Origin of the sequence: Pseudocolwellia antarctica (genome assembly GCF_049933045.1) — a bacterium.
Lineage (GTDB): Bacteria > Pseudomonadota > Gammaproteobacteria > Enterobacterales > Alteromonadaceae > Pseudocolwellia.
Map to the genome: position 1 here is coordinate 3,517,325 of NZ_CP187926.1, position 18,738 is coordinate 3,536,062.

Here is an 18,738-nt window from a genome sequence, read left to right on the forward strand (position 1 = left end):
TTTACATTTAATCAAATAAATATCTAACCAAGTTAATATTTAACCAATTTTTGAATACTTTAATAACTTTTTCATATCAGCAAGGATACCTTTTCCAAACATGGCTTGCTCTTCTACATGCATGGGTGCTTTATGTTCTAAAATAATATTACCTAGCGGATCTACTAATAATACGGTGGATTCTTGAATAAGAAGATGTTGATTATTGGGAGATGGAATTACTGACCATTCATCATGATCTAAATGACTTAATTGGTCGTTAGATAATGTATGTTTGTATAAGGCAACATTTCTAACTTTTGGTTTATATTTACCTAGCGCAATAAGCGTATTATTTACACTTAATAGCGTTTGCTCACAATGCTTATTACAGTCATTAGGGAGTGCATATAAAATTAACCACATGTTATCTAATTCAGTATTGGAAATACCAAGATCTTGTAAAGTTAACTGATTTTCAATAAGTGTTCCTTTATTGGTAACACCATACTCAAGCCAGTTTTGCGTTAGTGCTAATTTAGCTAAAACAATAGGTAAAACAAAAACGGCTATTACCAGTAATAAATTACGGCGAGATTTATGTTTTTGAACGTCACTCATGCATCTAGATCCTTATATTTTATTATTAGTATTTTTTTATTCGTTACTATCATGGTCAGTTCGGTTAAATTTAATTGAAGCCCATAACATCAAAATCAACCAAGCTATTGCTAAACTAAACCATTGAAATGCGTATGCTTGATGCTTCTCAGGTGGCATGACAATAGGCTGCCAATTCTTCTTATATCCCAACTCTTCGTCTTTATTTACATAAACAATAAAAGGTAAAAGTTCTTCATTTACAACCGCTGATAATTTATCTATTTCTATTTGTTGAATTCGTAAAGGCCATGAAATATCGGTGAAATTTTGTTCCATCAACAATATACCTTTATCCTGTAAACGTATATGACCATTTATTTTAAAGGTACCCGTTATAGGTTTAATATCAGGTATTTCGGCTCGATTTATTGACCCCAACACCCAACCTAAATTAACCAGTACCGAATGCCCATCGCCAGTAAATATTTGATACACGCGATAGCCTAATTGCCCTTTATTCGTTTGGTTATCTAATAAAAATAAAACATCACTTTCAAATGCACCATTCAGTTGAATGGGATAATCATTAATCTCATTTAAAGGAAGCTTTAGTATCTCTGGTAAAGACATTGCTGCGGTTTGACTCAATTGTGCAATACTGTTCAAACGTGTTTCTTTTTCTATGGCTCTATCACTTTGCCATAATCCTAATTTTACTAATGATGAAAAAACCAGTAGGGTAAATATCAACCAAGGTAAACGAATGTTTGAGAATACATTTTTCAAACAGTTAATTCCTTACAGTAAAACAATAGGAGACGACGCTTTGATCATTAAAATAATAATTGTTGGTTGTTTAATTTTTATGGTTTACAACCTATTTAAAGCTTTAATCATTATGAATAAGAACGATCCTAACCAACCATCAATGTCTAAGTTTATTGGTCGAAGAGTTATGATGTCCGCATTCATTGTTATGTTAATACTCGTTGGCATTATGACTGGGGTTATTACGCCAAATCCTACACCGCACTAATCAATACTAAACCTAATAACGTAAAGTACTTACAATAAGCACCTTACGTTGATTAGAATAATCACATCAATTTACAATACATAAACAAACACAAATAATATTACCCAAACCACATCGACAAAATGCCAATACCAACTCGCCGCTTCAAAAGCAAAGGCATTAGTTGAAGTAAAGTGACCTTTCAATACTCTAATGAATACAACAATTAACATTATGGTACCAAGGGTTACGTGCATCCCATGGAAACCCGTTAATAAATAGAATGTTGAACCATAAATACCACTTGTTAAGTAAAGCTGCATTTCTTCAGAATAGCCATGTGCATATTCTTGCACCTGAAAAAACAAGAAAACCACACCTAAAACAATGGTTAAACCTAACCAAAGTTTAATTCCTTCTCTATTATCTTTTGCCAAAGCAGAGTGTGCGAAATGTGCGGTAATTGAAGATGTGAGTAACAATATTGTATTAATTAGCGGTAAACCGTACCAACCCATTTGAGTTGTTTCTGTACCATCAGGAGTAGTAATTAATGGCCAAATAGCTTCAAATTCAGGCCATAAAACAGCACCTGTCATTTCATTATTACCCGCCCCCCCTAACCAAGGTACTGATAAGGTTCTAGCATAAAATAATGCGCCAAAAAAAGCGGCGAAAAACATAACCTCTGAAAATATAAACCAACTCATACCTTGTCGAAATGAGTTATCCATTTGGTGACTATATTTTCCTGACATAGATTCATTTATAACATTACTGAACCAGCCATATAACATGTAAACAACTAAACCAATGCCAGCAATAAGTAAATAACCGCCCACACCACCTTCTTCATTATTCATATTAGATACAAAATTTGCTGCACCTATTGCTATCAAAAATAGCGCTACGGCACCGACTATCGGCCAATGACTTTGTGCTGGTACATAATAATTTTCATATTCTTTAGTAGCCATTAAATTTCCCCTAATTATGCGTATACGCAATACTCTTTTTACGAGTCAACTTTGCCTGTTACGTCATACAAGGTGTACGACAAGGTAAGTGTTGAGATATCTTTAGGTAATTCAGGATCAACATAAAACTGCAATCCCATTTCTACTTCTTCATTACCTTTTAAAGGTTGCTGAGTAAAACAAAAGCATTCTATCTTTTGAAAGTATGCTGCAGCTAAACCTGGCGAAACGGATGGAACCGCTTGTCCTATAATGTCTCGATTTGATTCGTTTTTAGCGTAAAAAGTTACAAATTTCGTTTCACCTGGATGAACAGTAATCTCTCTTTGAACGGGCTCAAACTTCCAAGGGATCCCTTGAGCTGTTCGACTGATAAACTGAACGCTTACTGTACGGGATGTATCAACTCCACTAGCAGAATAACTAGCCGCCGTTTCATTGGTTTTCCCGTTTAATCCAGTAATGTCACAAAAAACATCATATAAAGGCACTAATGCAAAGCCAAAACCAAACATACCGAAAACAATCAGTATTAATTTAGTTAATACCGTTTTATTTTTTTTAGTACTTTCTGCTTTTTGTTCAGTCACATTAACCGCCTTATTTAAATCACTAACTCGCCATAACTAATGACGAGTAGATCATTACTAATCAATTTTCGGTGGTGTAGAAAACGTATGATATGGTGCAGGACTTGCCACTTCCCATTCTAAACCTTCAGCGCCATCCCATGGTTTAGCAGCAGCTTTATCTCCACCTCTAATACACTTAATAACTACAGCTAAGAATATTAATTGCGATAAACCAAAAGCAAACCCGCCAATACTTACCCATTTATTAAAATCTGCAAACTGTAGAGCATAGTCAGGTATACGACGAGGCATACCAGCTAAACCTAAGAAGTGCATTGGGAAGAACAGTAAGTTAACCGAGATAAGTGAGCACCAAAAATGCCATTTAGATAAAGAGTCGTTATACATAAACCCTGTCCATTTAGGTAACCAGTAATAGGCTCCCGCATAGATAGAAAATAGTGACCCTGTAACTAATACATAATGGAAATGCGCTACAACAAAATAGGTATCGTGATATTGAAAATCTACAGGCGTCATAGCTAACATTAACCCTGAAAATCCGCCAATAGTGAATAAAATAACAAAGGCAATTGAAAACAGCATAGGCGTTTCAAAAGTTAAAGAACCACGCCACATGGTTGCTACCCAGTTAAATACTTTCACACCCGTTGGCACCGCAATCAGCATAGTACAATACATAAAGAACAGTTCACCAAACAACGGCATACCTGTTGTAAACATATGATGAGCCCATACGATGAACGACAATAAAGCGATAGACGATGTTGCGTAAACCATTGACGCATAACCAAAGAGTTTTTTACGTGAAAATGCAGGAATAATTGTAGACACAATACCAAAAGCTGGCAGGATCATAATATATACTTCAGGGTGTCCGAAGAACCAAAAGATATGCTGGAACATAACGGGATCACCGCCACCTGCCGCATCAAAGAAACTTGTCCCAAAATACGTATCAGTCAGTACCATAGTCACTACACCCGCGAGTACGGGCATTACTGCAATTAATAAATAAGCAGTGATGAAAAAGGTCCAAACAAATAAAGGCATTTTCATGTATGTCATGCCAGGGGCACGCAAATTCATGATAGTTACAACAATATTGATAGCCCCCATGATGGATGAAATACCCATAATGTGAACAGCAAAAACGAAAAATGCTGTACTACCATTTGAAAACGTTGTTGATAACGGAGCATAGAATGTCCAACCGAAGTTTGGCGCACCCGATTCCATAAAGAATGAACTGAGTAAAATCCCAAAAGCAAAAGGTAAAATCCAAAAGCTCCAGTTATTCATACGTGGTAAAGCCATATCTGGAGCACCGATCATCATAGGTAGCATCCAGTTAGCAAAACCAGTAAATGCTGGCATGATGGCGCCAAACACCATAATTAAACCATGCACGGTGGTTAACTGATTAAAAAAATCAGGTTCAACTATTTGTAATCCAGGCTGAAAAAGCTCAGCTCGAATTACCATGGCTAATGCACCGCCAGTGAGTAACATAATAAATGAGAACCATAGATACAATGTGCCTATATCTTTATGGTTAGTGGTATACAACCAACGTTTTACACCTGTCATTTTATGATCGTGATGCTCGTCGTGCGAATCGTGATCAGACTGCTCTGCTGTTATATTTTCTGTTGTCATGTCTACCTCCTACTTCGCACTGGCAGCATCAACTGCTGCGGGTTGAACTACATCACCAGTATCGTTACCCCAAGCATTACGCTCATAGGTAACGACTGCTGCAATCTGCGTTTTAGTTAATTGATTACCAAAAGCCACCATTGATGGATTCTTCTTACTGCCATTAACAACCATATCGATATGAATCGCTACGTCGCCAAGTACAATTGGACCACCTTTTAAAGCTGGAAATGCAGGAGGTAAACCACTACCTGTAGCTTGATGACAAGCAACACAAGCCGTCATATAAACCTGCTCACCCATCTTCATTAATTCGTCTTTGGTATATTCTTTAGATAAATCTTCAGCGGGAATAACGGCTTCAACAACTTCACTAACCTGATTTTCTCCATCAGTAGCGACTGTATCCATACTTGTTACTCCAGCACCCACGGCGGATTGAACATCTGCGGCTTGAACTGCATCACCTGTATTATTACCCCAAGCATTACGCTCGTAAGTTACAACAGCTGCAATTTGTTTTAACGACAATTGCTTGCCATAACCCTGCATACCTGTGCCAGCTATACCATTGAAAACCGTTGAGATATGACCATTAACTGCGCCTGTAGCTATAGCACTACCTTTAAGCGCAGGAAATGCAGGAGGAAGACCTAAACCTGAAACTTGATGACAAGCTGCACAATATGCAACATAGGTAGTTTCACCCAATGTCATTAGTTCATCCATAGAAACAGATGCGTTCAAAGAGGCTTTTTCAGCTTCAGCTGCTTTGGCTAATAATTCATGTTGTTCATCAAGCCACTGCGCATAGCCCTCTTCAGTTCTCACTTCAACAACAATAGGCATAAAGCCATGATCTTTACCACAAAGCTCAGCACACTGACCTCGGTAAATGCCAGGCTCATCAACTTTGGTCCAAGCCTCATTGATAAAGCCAGGGTTAGCATCTTGTTTAACTGCAAATGCAGGAACCCACCAAGCATGAATAACATCATCAGAAGTTATTAAAAATCTTACTTTTTTGTTAACAGGGATAACCAGATGTCTGTCGACTTCAAGTAAATAGTGCTCACCTTTCTCAGCAAGATTACCTAATTGATTTTCGTATTGATCTCTTGGAGTAGATAAAACAGAATAAAATTCGATGTCTTGATCGAAGTATTTATAGTGCCATTTCCATTGAGATCCCGTTACTTGAATGGTGACGTCGGAATCGTCATTATTTTCCATTTCAATTAAGGTTTTAGTGGCTGGAATAGCCATAGCGATTAGAATTACGATTGGAATAGCGGTCCAAAGTATCTCTACTTTGGTACTTTCATGGAAGGAAGCAGCTTTTGCCCCTTTAGACTTCCGATGGAAAGCCATAGACCAGAACATGGCGCCAAAAACGACAACACCAATTCCAGTACAAATATACATAACCAACATATGTAGGTCATAAACTTCCCTACTTATTTCGGTTACACCTTTTGTTAGATTTAACTGCATCTCTGCCCAAACTGAACTTGAAAATATACTTCCCAAGATCAGTAAACATAGGTTACGTCTTATCACACGACATCTCCCTCACTCCTCTATTTAACTTAACGCAAAAAAGACAAAACCTGCTCAATGAACAGTCATACTTTGTACGTTTGGCTACACTATTATTATTATTTTCTTTACGAGTGTTGAGTCTTAACAAGCTACTCAATATAATTTTTTGTATGCTTTCTATTCTAGAATTACTCAAATATTAAACTACGTCAAATTTTAAATTAGAGTAGCTACTTAAATAAAATATAATAAATACAATAGAGTAAGAGCTCTAAGACCGTTAAAGCCGCATAAACAGTGAGGATATGAGTTGTTTTATTTTTAAACAATGATAAAAACTACAGAAATTTAAATTTTATTAGGATAAAACTTTTGTGTTCAATTTTCATACTAACTTATTAACATTCATTTGAATTATGATAATTGAAGTATAAAAATAAGAAACTAAAGGGGAATATAGAACTAAAGGAGGGAAAACAGAGTTTACTTTGAAAAGAAATCGTTCACAAAATAAACTCTTAATAGTTAACTATGTATAGTAAACAATGAATTACTATTACATCCAATCTGCTGCTCGAATAACACCTACTGCAATACCTTCTACATTAAACTGTTGAGTAGTGAGATCGACAACAATAGGTGAAAAGTCTTCATTCTCAGCATGTAAATAAACAACGTTACCTTCTCGTTTAAAACGTTTCACAGTAACATCGTCTTCAACTCTTGCAACAATTACTTGCCCATTTTTAACATCGGTAGTTTGATGCACAGCAAGTAAGTCACCATCAAGAATACCAATATCTTTCATGCTTTCACCATCTACACGTAAAAGATAATCCGCAGAAGGTTTAAACAGCGTGCCATCTATTTTGTAATGCTCTTCTACGTGTTCTAGCGCCAAAATTGGCTCACCAGCAGCAACTTTACCAATAAGTGGTAAACCATCTTGCTCAACAAACTCTTCGGCTAAGCGAATACCACGCGAAGTACCTGGCAACATATTAATATAGCCTTTTTTAGCTAATGCTTTCAGGTGTTCTTCAGCAGCATTTGCTGACTTAAAGCCAAAAAAATCTGCTATTTCTGCACGTGTTGGTGGCATACCTGTTTCAGATATTTTTTCTTTAATTAAATCAAAAATTTGTGATTGTCTGGGAGTTAATGGACGCATTATATTCCTTAGGTTGTAACCTGTATTTTTCAACAGTAATAACTGTCAGTATATACAGCCTGTAAATAAACGCAAGTCTCATGTAATTGCTCGATTTTATTTGTTGTTTTTGGTGTGAATCAGCCCTGTTTTCTTAGAGAAAATTACTCTAATAAAGTAAAGTTAGCGCTAATTAACCTTAACTCGGCTTAAGATGTTTTTAATTCATAAAAATTATTACTCATAAAATTTAACTTATACGCTAGCTTGATAGTTTTTCTTTCTTCAAGGAAAATTTCGCGTCAATAGCTAGCCTATTGCAAGTAAATTTAACGATGAAGCAAGTAAAATTAGCTGTTAGTGAAGAATATATTAAGTAGATCTCAGGTTAATTAATGGTTAAGGTTGTAACTTTTATAAAGTATAAATACCTTTTTTGTTTTCCTAATGAATAAGAAATTTGAATTTACTCAATATGTAAGTCTGAAGCTTAAAAAGAAGTAATCAATTAAATTGAATAGATGAGCTAATGAAGAAGTACAAATTCGATTTAAACAAAAAATGGCCAGCACAACTTATAATAAAAATAAGTGTAACTGACCATCTTTAATAATATTTACAACAATTTTCTAAACGTTGTAATTAACCTTTTTTAACCGGTGCTGGAGTTTGCTCGTGAGCATAATGCTCAAGACTAGACCAACTTGGATCTTTCCATTCAGTTGGTGCTTCAAAGAACTCCGGATGATGCTTTTTAGCATACTCACGAACCTTAGGTGACATCATATCAGTGTTATTATAACAACCTTGAACACAGTCATAAGAAATATGTCCTGCAGTTTGCCCCATAAGCATCCACGGTAACCATGGTGTTATACGTGACCAAGAACCTGAAAACTCTAAACCCGTAATATTTGGATTAGCTAAATCATCTTTATCAAACACGTAGTTAAACATTTCTGATACTTGATTCATTTTGCCTGATGATTCTCTAGGCCATTTGTCTGGTTGAAGTGCTGAAGGATAAAATAAATTAATATCATTTTGTAATAACACTTTACCATCACCAACTTCAATCCAAGGCATAATAAATGGAATTTTTGGTGGTTTCTTATCACCGTTTAACCCACCGTATGATGGTGGTTGTGGAAAAAATGCTGAAATAACATGATTAAAAGGGTCGTTTGCAATATGTACAACTTTTACTGTTTCATCAAGATAAGGGTTATAGAATTCTTCTAATACCTCACCTGTTTTTAAATCTATGTAATAGCCCACTTCTCGTAAAAGTTTTTGGTAAGTACCATCACCATTATCTTTTAGTCGAGCATAAGAAAACCCTTCAAAACCACATAAGTCATCAATTGGTTTACCTGGTCTAACACCTTTAACAGTACCTTTATACCAGCCAAACTTCTGCTTACCAAAATCTAAATCGCCCATAATTCTGGCAAAAGCATCACGGTTCCATTCATTATCATCATATTTTAAGGTTGAGTAATCAACACCCAGCGCTTTCATATTTTTTGGCTTACCTGACGATGCCATCGCCTTACCGATACTTGCACCAGCAACCGTACCACCAATGGCAACACTTGCCGTTTTTATGAAATTTCGTCGTGAATTAGGTACAGCTGAATCGACCTCATTGGATTTCTTTTGCATTATTTCTCTCCAGTTATCGTTAAGTGAGGCGATCTTGTTTATCTGTTTTCCGATCACCGAATTGTTATAATAGTATATCTTTATTTCTAATTACAAATGTTTTTTCAATCAAATGTAAAATTATATGATCACCAAAGGATCATCTATTGTTGCTAACGGTTCTACACCATCTTTTGTTATACGTACTAAATCTTCTAAATGACAGTTACCCCAACCAAGTTCTAAGCAAGGGAAATCTACCGTTAATGTCATATTTTCTTCTAGTACCAGATCATCTTTAACCAAAAATGGAATGTTATCTCGATAAGGTTCATCTGTATGTTGTAAACCAACGGAATGCGGGATCACGCCAATTGGAGGTACAGTTACGTTTTTACTTGCCATAGCGTGCCTAGCAACTTTTTCAATTTCACTATAACGTACACCCGGACGCATTATCTGTAATGCTGCTTGCCAACCCACTTGCAGTAGTGCCGTACGTTCACGTACTTTTTTACTAGGTTCGCCAAGCACTATGGTTCGTGCAAAGTCACCATGGTAGTAATTACTTTGACTTACAGCATCAATTAAAAATGGTACCCCTTCTTCAAGCTCACCACTTGGAAAGCCCCCCACAGAACCACCCACTAACCAAGTTACCATGGCACCTTGTTTTGCAGCTTCAACTCTAAAGATGTGGTCCATTTCTGCATTGTTAGTACCTTTATCCAGCTGTGAAAGCATGTTCATTGCTGCTTTCTGATTCTTTTTCGCTATACTTTCCATGTGTCCTAATTCAACGGTTGATTTAACCACTCGAATTTTTCGGAAAATATTATCACCTTCTATACATGTTGTTTTATCATGTCCTGCCCGCGCTAATGTAAGCTCTATGCCTATATCATCAACAGCAACTTTTGCTTTATCTAATCCGGCTTCTTTTAACGCTTTTACTAATGCATGCTCAGGGGTAGGCATAAATTCACCTTTGAACTTTTCGTCCATTGCCACCCACTCTTTTTCTCTATCAGAAAAGCCTGAAGGGTTTTGACCCCATATTGTAGAAAAGCCAGAATAAGCCTCAGGAGCTTTTGCACTATGTGCTTTACCTTCAAACTCTTGCCAATTTGCAGGAAGTGAATAAGGAATAATCATTGGATATTCTTTGGTGCCGTTAGCTATTGTCCAAAGATCTCCACTACCTACAACTAGAATACAAGGCTTAGACTTATCACGAGGAAATACAGCGAAGCTTGCATCAGGGCGCTGCATTTTGTCATAAAAACTGACGAGGTTAGTTAGGTAGAAAACATTAACGGGATTCACAGCAACTAATCCGTCTAAGTTATGTTCTTCAAGTATTTTATGGATATGTGGTAAGTTAATAAGAGAACGACCGTCCGTATTAACATTTTGTTCTGGCATACCCCAGTTCGCTGAAGCCGTGTTAGAGGCTAAACCTCCTATAGCTGCACCACCTAAAACTAATGAGCCTTTTAATAAATCTCTTCTACTGAGCATAATCACCCCTCGTTTTAAGTATGCCGTGTTCAATTAAAATATATTTTTAAAATTTTGTGATGCTAACTTATATAACTAACCTGAACTCTGGATAAGCAGTTATGCCTAATATTGTTATTTAACCCTCTAACGTCGTTATTTTTATTGCTAATAGCCAGCTATTAGTCAAGAAAAATGCCTTGTTATAGAATTAAATTCCAACATTAGGAGAGTAATAAATCATTTAAACAAATGGTGTTGCCATAATTTACTTATAAAGTATTGAAAATCAATATATGACAAAACCCATTATCCAGAGTTCAGGTTAACTAAGTAAATGATTTACGTTATATAAAGATTTATCTAATTTAATCGAGAAGATTATTCTCGCGGTACTTTATAGTTACCTTTATGACTTAAAAGGCAATCTTCAACCTTGATTTTTGTCAACTTACCAACAAAACTAATGAAATAGAAATGTTCAAATTCAGTACAACTTCTCTGTTGAAAAATGACCTTTTTTTACATATTTATGTGTTATTAAAATTATTTTTATTTTAATAAAACCATCGACAACTGTATACAAATTAAAATAAGTACATGTTTATAAAGAAAATAAAACAACAACATTAAGTTTATTTTTTAATCAGTTAATGCTTGAAAGTCATAATGATATATACTAGTATCATTACGCAATCAAAAATAATAATAATACAAAATGATTAAAGAGAGACTCAAACTATTTAAATTGAGCGCACTTTAATAATGATAATTACAACACAGCAGCGGGATAATCACATGAGCACTAACTTTAAAATTAAAGCTTTACCCTTAGCAGTAGCAACAATATTAAGTTCTCTGCATACGCTTCCAACAATGGCTCAAGAAGCCGAAACACCAGAAATTGAAACGAAAGAACGTATAGAAAGCATTACCGTTACAGCACGTAAGGTTGAAGAAAGAATATTAGATATTCCTATCGCCGTAACCGCTTTCTCAGCAAAAGATATGCGCCAAAAGAGTATAGAAGAGTTAGATGATGTAGCCTTATATACACCTGGTTTATCTTTTGAAGATTTTTCTAACGGAAGTTATGGCTCTCCTGTAATTCGTGGTGCATCTCAGTTCAGTGTTGACCAATTAGAACAAAACGTTTCTACATTTATTGATGGTGTTTATATACCACGTCAATACGCTTTAGATTTAGGTACACTAGATATGGAGCGAATTGAAGTTGTTAAAGGCCCGCAAAGTGCCTTATATGGTGCAAACGCATTTTTAGGTGCGATCAATTATGTAACTCGTAAACCAGATCTTTCTTTCTCGTATGGCGATGTTGAAGTTGTAGTAGGTGATGGCGGTCGTAGAGATATTTCGGGTGAGTTTAGTACACCCTTAATTGAAGATGTATTAGCGGTAAAAGTTACTGGTTCAATAAGTACATACGATGGTGATTGGGACAATTCACATCCAGCAGCTGATCATGCAACAGATCTAGGTACAGATGAAGATTTAGGTGGTTGGGACAACGATTCATACGGTGTGTCTTTTGTTGCACAACCTACCGATTCGCTTAATTTAGAACTTGCCTATAATGCCTTCAACTCAACTACCGAAAGTAAAGCTCAATCAAGACTTTCAGCATTCTCTGGTGATTTAAATTGTGGTGGTTCTTCATTTGGTTTCTCAAAAGTACTTTGTGGCGAAATACCTGATGCTCCAAGAGTAGCTGGCTCAGAAGAAGAAACTGGCTTTTTAATTGATCCTCGTTCATATACAAAATCAGAAAATAACATCCTTCGTTTCGCGGGTACTTATGAATTAAGTGCAGAAATGAACGTAAAATACCAATTTTCAAATATTCAAGGTGAAGTATTTAGTGTAGGTAACGCAGATCGAAGCCCATTAGAAGGAACAACAGGCTTCGCTCCTCCTTTTGCTACAAATAATTTTTTCACTGTTTTACCTGTAGGTGAATTTGATTATGACTCTCACGAATTACGTCTTGAATACTTAGCACAGAGTGGTCTTTATTGGATGGTAGGTCTTTACACAAGTGACGGTAGAGATTTAGATGATGGTCAACCTGGTTATGCAGGCCCTCTTTGGACGGACTCTACAGACCCTATATTGCCATCAACCATAGCTGCCGGCGCTACAAATAATGCAGTTATTGAAACTAAATCAACCGCTATATTTGGTCGAGTTTCAGTACCTATTACCGAGAAGCTTGTTTTTGCTGCAGAAGCTCGTTATACCGACGAAGAGAAAACAGGGTCTGATGATACAGGTTCATTTGTTTATGAAGATAGCTACCTTAAACCACGCTTTTCACTTGATTACCATCTAGACGATAATAAATTAATATATGCATCTTATGCCCAGGGTTTAAAATCTGGTGGTATAAACAATGCTGTTGTACGTGACGCTAGTTTTGCACTTATTGATTTACCAGATAATGAACGTTTTTATGGTCCTGATGAAAACACCAGTTATGAAATTGGTTCAAAAAATAGATTGTTTGATGGACGCCTTGAGTTAAACGCTGCATTGTATTACATCGATTGGAGTGACTTACAAGTTAGTGTTGCTGCTGAAGGTTCTACTTCAACTACATCAACAATTACAGCTAACTTAGGTGCAGCTACATCAAAAGGTATTGAAATTGAGTCAACTTTTGCTGCTACAGATAACCTAACATTAAACTTCGGCTTAGCATTAAACGATGCGACTTATAATGACGATACTATTTCACAGCGCCTTATTCGCGCAGGTCTTTGTGACGATATAGTATGTGATGCTGAAGGAAATATCGGTGGCAATACATTACAAAGAAGTTCAGATACACAGTTCAATTTTGGTATACAGTACGATGGCCAAATCAATAGTGACTTAAATTATTATGCTCGCGCTGATGTAGCTTATCAATCTGAGCAATACTTATCAGAAATGAACGCTGCAACTATTCCATCAAGAACACTGCTTAACCTACGTGCAGGAATAAGCTCAGAAGATTGGTCTGTAGACTTATGGGTTAAAAATGCGACAGATGAAGAATATGTATCAAATGCATTTTATATCGCTAGTCCATTCTTCGTAGATTATGTTCCAACTTGGGGTAATCTTCGTCGAGTAGGTATTTCAGCTAAATATAATTTCTAATTATAACTCAGCTATAAAGATAATATTGCTATGCTAATAAAGAGGGCTATTTGGCCCTCTTTTTAGTTAACCTGAACTTGGTTTAAGAGATACTTAACAAATTGAAAAATAAGTAATAATTTTTAATTGACTCTCTAGCTTGATAGTTTTTCTTAATTCAAGGAAAATTTCGCGTCAATAGTGAGCTATTGCAAGTAAATTTAACACAGAAGTAAGGAAAAATAGATGCTAGAGAAACATTTGTTAAGCCGAGCTCAAGTTAGTTAGCAAATAAAAGATAAAGATTATACTCACCGTAAAGGAAAAAAGATGATAAAAAAAATTCTTAAATCGTTAGGTCTTGTTTTGTTAACGGCTCTAACAATTCTCGCAATTTTTATTGCTTTCAACTTTACCTATTTAAAACGTATTGTCACCAGTAATGGAATCGAACAAGTTCGAGTTGTCGATTGGTACGAACCTACCGTTGAGATGCGAGCAACACCAGAACCCGAAAAAATTAATAAAATTCCAAATAACAATGATGCGATGAATGAGCAATATTCAGACGCTATTGAATACGCAGAACAAATTAACAGTAGTGCCTTTTTAATTTGGCAAGGTGGAGAATTAATTCTCGACAAATATTGGGCGCCATATAGCGCAGATAATTACACTCAAACACATTCTATTCATAAATCTCTATTATCTATGTTAGTGGGTATAGCAATAGACGAAGGTAAAATCACTTCTGTTGATGATTATGCATCTAAATACATTGGCGAATGGGTTGATCAACCTTTAGGTCAAATTACCGTTAAAAATTTATTAACTATGACATCAGGTTTAGGTGAGAAAAAACCACCAAACTTCTTCTTATTTAGTCAGTTTATGCGCTTATTAAATGACCCTGACATTTCAGCGGTTGCTCAATCATTACCACAAAAGATAGCTCCGGGAACTGAATTCGAATATATAAATACTAATCCTCAATTATTAGTAGATGTAATTGAATCTGCTACAGGGCAATCATACGAAACTTATTTACAAGATAAAATCTGGTCAAAAATGGCAGCCAAATCAGGCTATTTATGGATGGACAGAGAAGACGGTACTCCCCATGGATATTGTTGCCTTATTTCACAACCTGAAGATCTGTTACGTATTGGTTTACTCGTATTAAATAAAGGTAAAATTAATGGCGAACAAGTTGTACCAGAAAGCTGGATTGAAGATGCAACAAGACCTTCTGCAGATAACCCAAACTACGGCTATTTAATGTGGCGTGGTACACCTTATGTGAAACAAAGAAAGTATTCGGCTACAGGACCATTTACAGCTTTGCATTCAGAACCTTACCTAGCTGATGATGTAATATTCTTTGATGGTTTTGGTGGGCAACGTGTTTATATTGTACCTTCACGAGAACTTATCATTGTAAGAGTTGGTGAAACGCGTATGGATTTTGATGATTCTATTATCCCTAACCGTGTGATTAGTTCATTAGATGCTAAGAAAGTTAAAGAGGAAGCATCTCAACATCACAAATTCACACTTGGAATGATAGATACAACTATTAAAGCAGATCACACTGATACGCTTGATATACAAGTCACCTACCCTGCCAATTCTCAGGGAGAATTCCCATTGATTGTATTCTCTCACGGTAATTTTTTAACCGCTAACGCCTATCATCAATTAATTGATACATGGGTCAAAAAAGGCTACGTTGTGGCTGCACCAACCCATTTAGATGCCGGTGGTTTTGAAGCAGGTTCTCAGGCCAGAAAAGAACATGGTAGTGATTGGTTAACAGCTTCTCGTGTACTTGACATGCAAGTAACCGCAAATCAAATATCAACTATTCTAGAAGATACTGAAAACTTCAAAGGACAAGTGCTAACAAATAAATATATTGCTGCAGGGCATTCATATGGTGCATTAGCCGCTCAAATTCTTGGTGGTGCTAGTTTACAAGTTCAAGGTGACTCTTCACGTAATATCCCAAACTCTTTAAAAGATGACAGAGTAGTGGGTGTTGTAGCGTTCTCACCTCCTGGTGTTATGGAAAATAGATTAACGGCGAAAGCTTGGACAACAATGGATACTCCTCAGTTAGTTATAACTGGTACTAAAGATGTATTACCTCCATTTTGGCCAAATTATGAAATGCATAAAGTATCTTATGAAAATGCTCTAGCTGGTGAAAATTATCTATTAGTTTTAAATGAAGTAGATCATTATTTTGGCAACTTGATTGGTCGACTCGATCACGTAGTAAATCCCCAAAAACAAGCTTTACAAAACGCTTCAGATATTTCATTACATTTTATGCAAACATATATGAATAATAACAATACAATAGTAACCCCATTTTCAGACTTACAACTTGATGATTTTTCTGAGGTTGTTCAGTTCGAACACAGATAATAATAACGTTTAATGTTTCTCAATAATTCTCAATAAAAAAGTAGGATCGTAGATATGACGACTAACAAAAAAAATGGTGGTTTTTTAGAACAAGCAGGCTTGTTCTTTTCAGTTTTATTTTATGTGCTGTTCTCATGGCACTTTTGGTGGTCAGGCGTAGCACCTCGATTAATTCGTGGCAGCGCAGAACGTGAGGCCATTCATCATGCTCATTTAAGTATAGGAGCCACTTTATTTGTGTTCCTTATATTTTGCTTTCTGATCTGGTTGTTTAAACCAGGTGGTTCAGTGGTTACCAAGTTGAAATCTGCGTTTAGCGACGGTAAAAGTACAGCTATCTCATTATTCTTTATCATGATGTTCTTCAGTATGTTGAATGGCTTAGCTCAAGCGTGGGCTAAAGATGAAGAAACAGCATTTTTAGGTGTATTTAATTTACCGCATTTTGTCGATTGGTCTTGGGGAACAGCTGGTTACATGCACTCTTCTTTCTCAACCCTATCTGCTGCATTATTTTCTGGTATTGTATTTGTTTATCTTTTTTCTCATTTAAAAAAGTATGTAAGCCCAGGCATTGCGGTCGCCTTATTAATTGTCTTACATTTACTGATTAACTTACCTAAACCACCATCAATTCATCCAATCGCGGCTTTTGGTACTTATGTTTTAACGCCAATGTATTACTTTATTGCACTAGCAATATACAGCTTGGCAAATAATCGTAAATTTGTTTACTGGCCAATCTATGCCGTATTCTTTGTTCTATTTATGTACCTGCCTTACTTTGCATTTAAAGTATTGCCACCTTGGCATCAAACTGCAGCGGGTGAAACTGTTTTAGTTGAATCTAAAACGGCACTAATACCTGCTCGTACTAAAAGTGAAATATTTCCAGATGAAGCAAGTTTAGCTGAAGCTAAAAAGACAGCATCATGGTGTACTCAATGTCATAACGCAACAGCAAGCGAAACACATTTATTAGGTCCAAACTTAGTCAATGTATACAACCGTCAAGCTGGTACTGTAAAAGGTTATGGTCGATATTCAAAAGCTATGATAGATGCTGGCTTACGTGGCACGTTTTGGACTCGCGAAAACTTATCAGAATTTTTATTACATGGACAAGACCTTATCCCTGGCAATTTAATGAATCAGCAAACAGATTTATCTGATCCAGCGAGACGTGAGAAAGTAATCGACTTCTTAGAATACATTTCAGCTACAGAGCAGGACTAGTTATGAGTAAAACAAAAACTGCATTTAAAGTGCTGGGCGCTACAGTCGGTGTATGCATCGTCGTAGCGGGTGCGCTTTACTTACAAGATACTCGCTTTTGGGATCGCTATTACCTTATTGCTACTAATAAAGGTGTATTGCCACAATCAGGCTGGGAAGATTCAGAATATACAGTTAATGGAGGGCAACACTCTCTTTTAAGGCTAACTAAACCTGATGAACGTACTATTTCAGCTGATGCACTTACAGATGTTATTGATTATGCAGCCGCAAGAAAATCAACATCATTATTAGTTTGGCACCGTGGTAAATTACAAACCAGAGAACATTTTCAAGACTACACACCTGAATCGCTAATTATTGGTAAAAGTATGGCGAAGATGGTTGTAAGTATTGTGATTGGTCGTGCAATAAAAGACGGATACATCGATAACTTAGATGAACCTGCTTCAAACTATATAACCGAATGGCAAGGTACTGAGAAAGCGACAATTACTATACGTAACATGTTGCATATGGCTGCAGGGTTTGAACCTTTCTATACCTTAGATATGAGCCCATTTAGTAATTTTACTCGCTCATATCTCGCTGGTAAAAATGAAGGTGTAATGATTAATGGTTACGAGCTTATTAATGAGCCAGGCACCGTATATGACTACAGCCAAGTAGTATCGGATCTTCTTGGCTTGATCTTAGAACGTGCAACAAAACAACCTTATGGTGAGTATTTATCTCAATCGCTCATCGTTCCTTTAGAAGCGCAAGGTGGTCAAGTGATGATGAACCGCCCTGAAGGTCTAGCTCATACAGGTTGTTGTTTATTACTTCCTTCAGAAAGCTGGTTGCGTATTGGCATAATGTTAGCTAATCAAGGTGTTGTGAATAATGTGTCTTTATTTCCTGACAATTGGATGAAAGATTATTTAGAGCCATCTCCAGCTAACCCTGCGATGGGACTACACATTTGGTTAGGCGAACCTTACCTACCAACACGTTCATGGACTGAAGTAGGAACACCTACAAAGTTTGGTGTTATTCATAGCGAACCCTACTTAGCTTCTGACTTATTCTTGTTTGATGGCAGTGGTAACCAAGTGGTTTATATCATACCTTCGCTAGAGTTGGTGATTGTACGTACCGGTGGCTTCTCTTGGGCTCCAGGTAAAGAGTGGGATAATTCATATATACCCAATACAATCATTAGAGGTATATTAGAAAAGCAAGATACTGAAGGTTAAACTCTCCTATTAATTGCGAATAATCTAACCT

Annotated in this window: 14 protein-coding genes; 5 read left to right on the forward strand and 9 right to left on the reverse strand. The window is 36.3% G+C overall.

Annotated elements, in window-relative coordinates; translation table 11 throughout:
* Positions 1 to 39: 39 nt before the first annotated feature.
* Both ACPUVN_RS15295 and ACPUVN_RS15300 read right to left on the reverse strand, forming a co-directional pair.
* The gene (locus tag ACPUVN_RS15295) at positions 40 to 600 is read right to left on the reverse strand and encodes a hypothetical protein (RefSeq protein WP_426369369.1); all 561 of its coding nucleotides are present in this window, start codon (positions 598 to 600) and stop codon (positions 40 to 42) included.
* A 36-nt stretch (positions 601 to 636) separates the two neighbouring features.
* On the reverse strand, positions 637 to 1,368 hold the full coding sequence (locus ACPUVN_RS15300; RefSeq protein ID WP_426359473.1) for an SURF1 family protein: 732 nt from the start codon (positions 1,366 to 1,368) through the stop codon (positions 637 to 639).
* Between ACPUVN_RS15300 and ACPUVN_RS15305 the strand changes: the two genes are divergently transcribed.
* Positions 1,346 to 1,618 (forward strand): DUF2909 domain-containing protein, encoded by a 273-nt coding sequence (locus tag ACPUVN_RS15305; RefSeq protein WP_426359472.1) that lies wholly within the window; start codon positions 1,346 to 1,348, stop codon positions 1,616 to 1,618. The two genes, ACPUVN_RS15300 and ACPUVN_RS15305, sit on opposite strands and share 23 nt — an antisense overlap.
* A gap of 71 nt (positions 1,619 to 1,689) precedes the next feature.
* Here the strand turns inward: ACPUVN_RS15305 and ACPUVN_RS15310 are convergent, their stop codons facing one another.
* From ACPUVN_RS15310 to ACPUVN_RS15340, 7 genes are all read right to left on the reverse strand, one after another.
* Complete coding sequence (locus tag ACPUVN_RS15310; RefSeq protein ID WP_426359471.1) at positions 1,690 to 2,574, reverse strand: cytochrome c oxidase subunit 3; 885 nt, start codon at positions 2,572 to 2,574, stop codon at positions 1,690 to 1,692.
* 38 nt (positions 2,575 to 2,612) lie between these two features.
* Positions 2,613 to 3,164 (reverse strand): cytochrome c oxidase assembly protein, encoded by a 552-nt coding sequence (locus tag ACPUVN_RS15315; protein WP_426359470.1) that lies wholly within the window; start codon positions 3,162 to 3,164, stop codon positions 2,613 to 2,615.
* A gap of 57 nt (positions 3,165 to 3,221) precedes the next feature.
* Complete coding sequence (gene ctaD, locus ACPUVN_RS15320) at positions 3,222 to 4,826, reverse strand: cytochrome c oxidase subunit I (protein ID WP_426359469.1); 1,605 nt, start codon at positions 4,824 to 4,826, stop codon at positions 3,222 to 3,224.
* 9 nt (positions 4,827 to 4,835) lie between these two features.
* Positions 4,836 to 6,320, reverse strand: coding sequence for a cytochrome c oxidase subunit II (gene coxB / locus ACPUVN_RS15325; protein WP_426360523.1), 1,485 nt, complete (start codon positions 6,318 to 6,320; stop codon positions 4,836 to 4,838).
* 604 nt (positions 6,321 to 6,924) lie between these two features.
* Positions 6,925 to 7,539, reverse strand: coding sequence for a transcriptional repressor LexA (gene lexA / locus ACPUVN_RS15330; RefSeq protein ID WP_426369370.1), 615 nt, complete (start codon positions 7,537 to 7,539; stop codon positions 6,925 to 6,927).
* A 621-nt stretch (positions 7,540 to 8,160) separates the two neighbouring features.
* Positions 8,161 to 9,183, reverse strand: a complete 1,023-nt coding sequence (locus ACPUVN_RS15335) for a DUF1838 family protein (protein ID WP_426369371.1) — start codon at positions 9,181 to 9,183, stop codon at positions 8,161 to 8,163.
* A 120-nt stretch (positions 9,184 to 9,303) separates the two neighbouring features.
* On the reverse strand, positions 9,304 to 10,683 hold the full coding sequence (locus ACPUVN_RS15340) for a M24 family metallopeptidase (protein WP_426359465.1): 1,380 nt from the start codon (positions 10,681 to 10,683) through the stop codon (positions 9,304 to 9,306).
* A gap of 777 nt (positions 10,684 to 11,460) precedes the next feature.
* Here ACPUVN_RS15340 and ACPUVN_RS15345 point away from each other — a divergent pair.
* From ACPUVN_RS15345 to ACPUVN_RS15360, 4 genes are all read left to right on the forward strand, one after another.
* Entirely contained in the window at positions 11,461 to 13,824 is a 2,364-nt protein-coding gene (locus tag ACPUVN_RS15345; protein WP_426369372.1) for a TonB-dependent receptor, read from the forward strand.
* A 309-nt stretch (positions 13,825 to 14,133) separates the two neighbouring features.
* Complete coding sequence (locus tag ACPUVN_RS15350) at positions 14,134 to 16,233, forward strand: serine hydrolase (protein WP_426369373.1); 2,100 nt, start codon at positions 14,134 to 14,136, stop codon at positions 16,231 to 16,233.
* 54 nt (positions 16,234 to 16,287) lie between these two features.
* On the forward strand, positions 16,288 to 17,469 hold the full coding sequence (locus ACPUVN_RS15355; protein WP_426369374.1) for a c-type cytochrome: 1,182 nt from the start codon (positions 16,288 to 16,290) through the stop codon (positions 17,467 to 17,469).
* A gap of 2 nt (positions 17,470 to 17,471) precedes the next feature.
* Positions 17,472 to 18,707, forward strand: coding sequence for a serine hydrolase domain-containing protein (locus ACPUVN_RS15360; RefSeq protein ID WP_426359460.1), 1,236 nt, complete (start codon positions 17,472 to 17,474; stop codon positions 18,705 to 18,707).
* Positions 18,708 to 18,738: the final 31 nt, after the last annotated feature.

Coding starts and splice junctions, on each gene's coding strand:
- ACPUVN_RS15355 (WP_426369374.1), top strand. CDS start 16,288: ATGACGACTAACAAAAAAAATGGTGGTTTTTTAGAACAAGCAGGCTTG.
- lexA (WP_426369370.1), bottom strand. CDS start 7,539: ATGCGTCCATTAACTCCCAGACAATCACAAATTTTTGATTTAATTAAA.
- ACPUVN_RS15305 (WP_426359472.1), top strand. CDS start 1,346: ATGTTTGAGAATACATTTTTCAAACAGTTAATTCCTTACAGTAAAACA.
- ACPUVN_RS15345 (WP_426369372.1), top strand. CDS start 11,461: ATGAGCACTAACTTTAAAATTAAAGCTTTACCCTTAGCAGTAGCAACA.
- ctaD (WP_426359469.1), bottom strand. CDS start 4,826: ATGACAACAGAAAATATAACAGCAGAGCAGTCTGATCACGATTCGCAC.
- ACPUVN_RS15295 (WP_426369369.1), bottom strand. CDS start 600: ATGAGTGACGTTCAAAAACATAAATCTCGCCGTAATTTATTACTGGTA.
- ACPUVN_RS15340 (WP_426359465.1), bottom strand. CDS start 10,683: ATGCTCAGTAGAAGAGATTTATTAAAAGGCTCATTAGTTTTAGGTGGT.
- ACPUVN_RS15335 (WP_426369371.1), bottom strand. CDS start 9,183: ATGCAAAAGAAATCCAATGAGGTCGATTCAGCTGTACCTAATTCACGA.
- ACPUVN_RS15310 (WP_426359471.1), bottom strand. CDS start 2,574: ATGGCTACTAAAGAATATGAAAATTATTATGTACCAGCACAAAGTCAT.
- coxB (WP_426360523.1), bottom strand. CDS start 6,320: ATGCAGTTAAATCTAACAAAAGGTGTAACCGAAATAAGTAGGGAAGTT.
- ACPUVN_RS15360 (WP_426359460.1), top strand. CDS start 17,472: ATGAGTAAAACAAAAACTGCATTTAAAGTGCTGGGCGCTACAGTCGGT.
- ACPUVN_RS15350 (WP_426369373.1), top strand. CDS start 14,134: ATGATAAAAAAAATTCTTAAATCGTTAGGTCTTGTTTTGTTAACGGCT.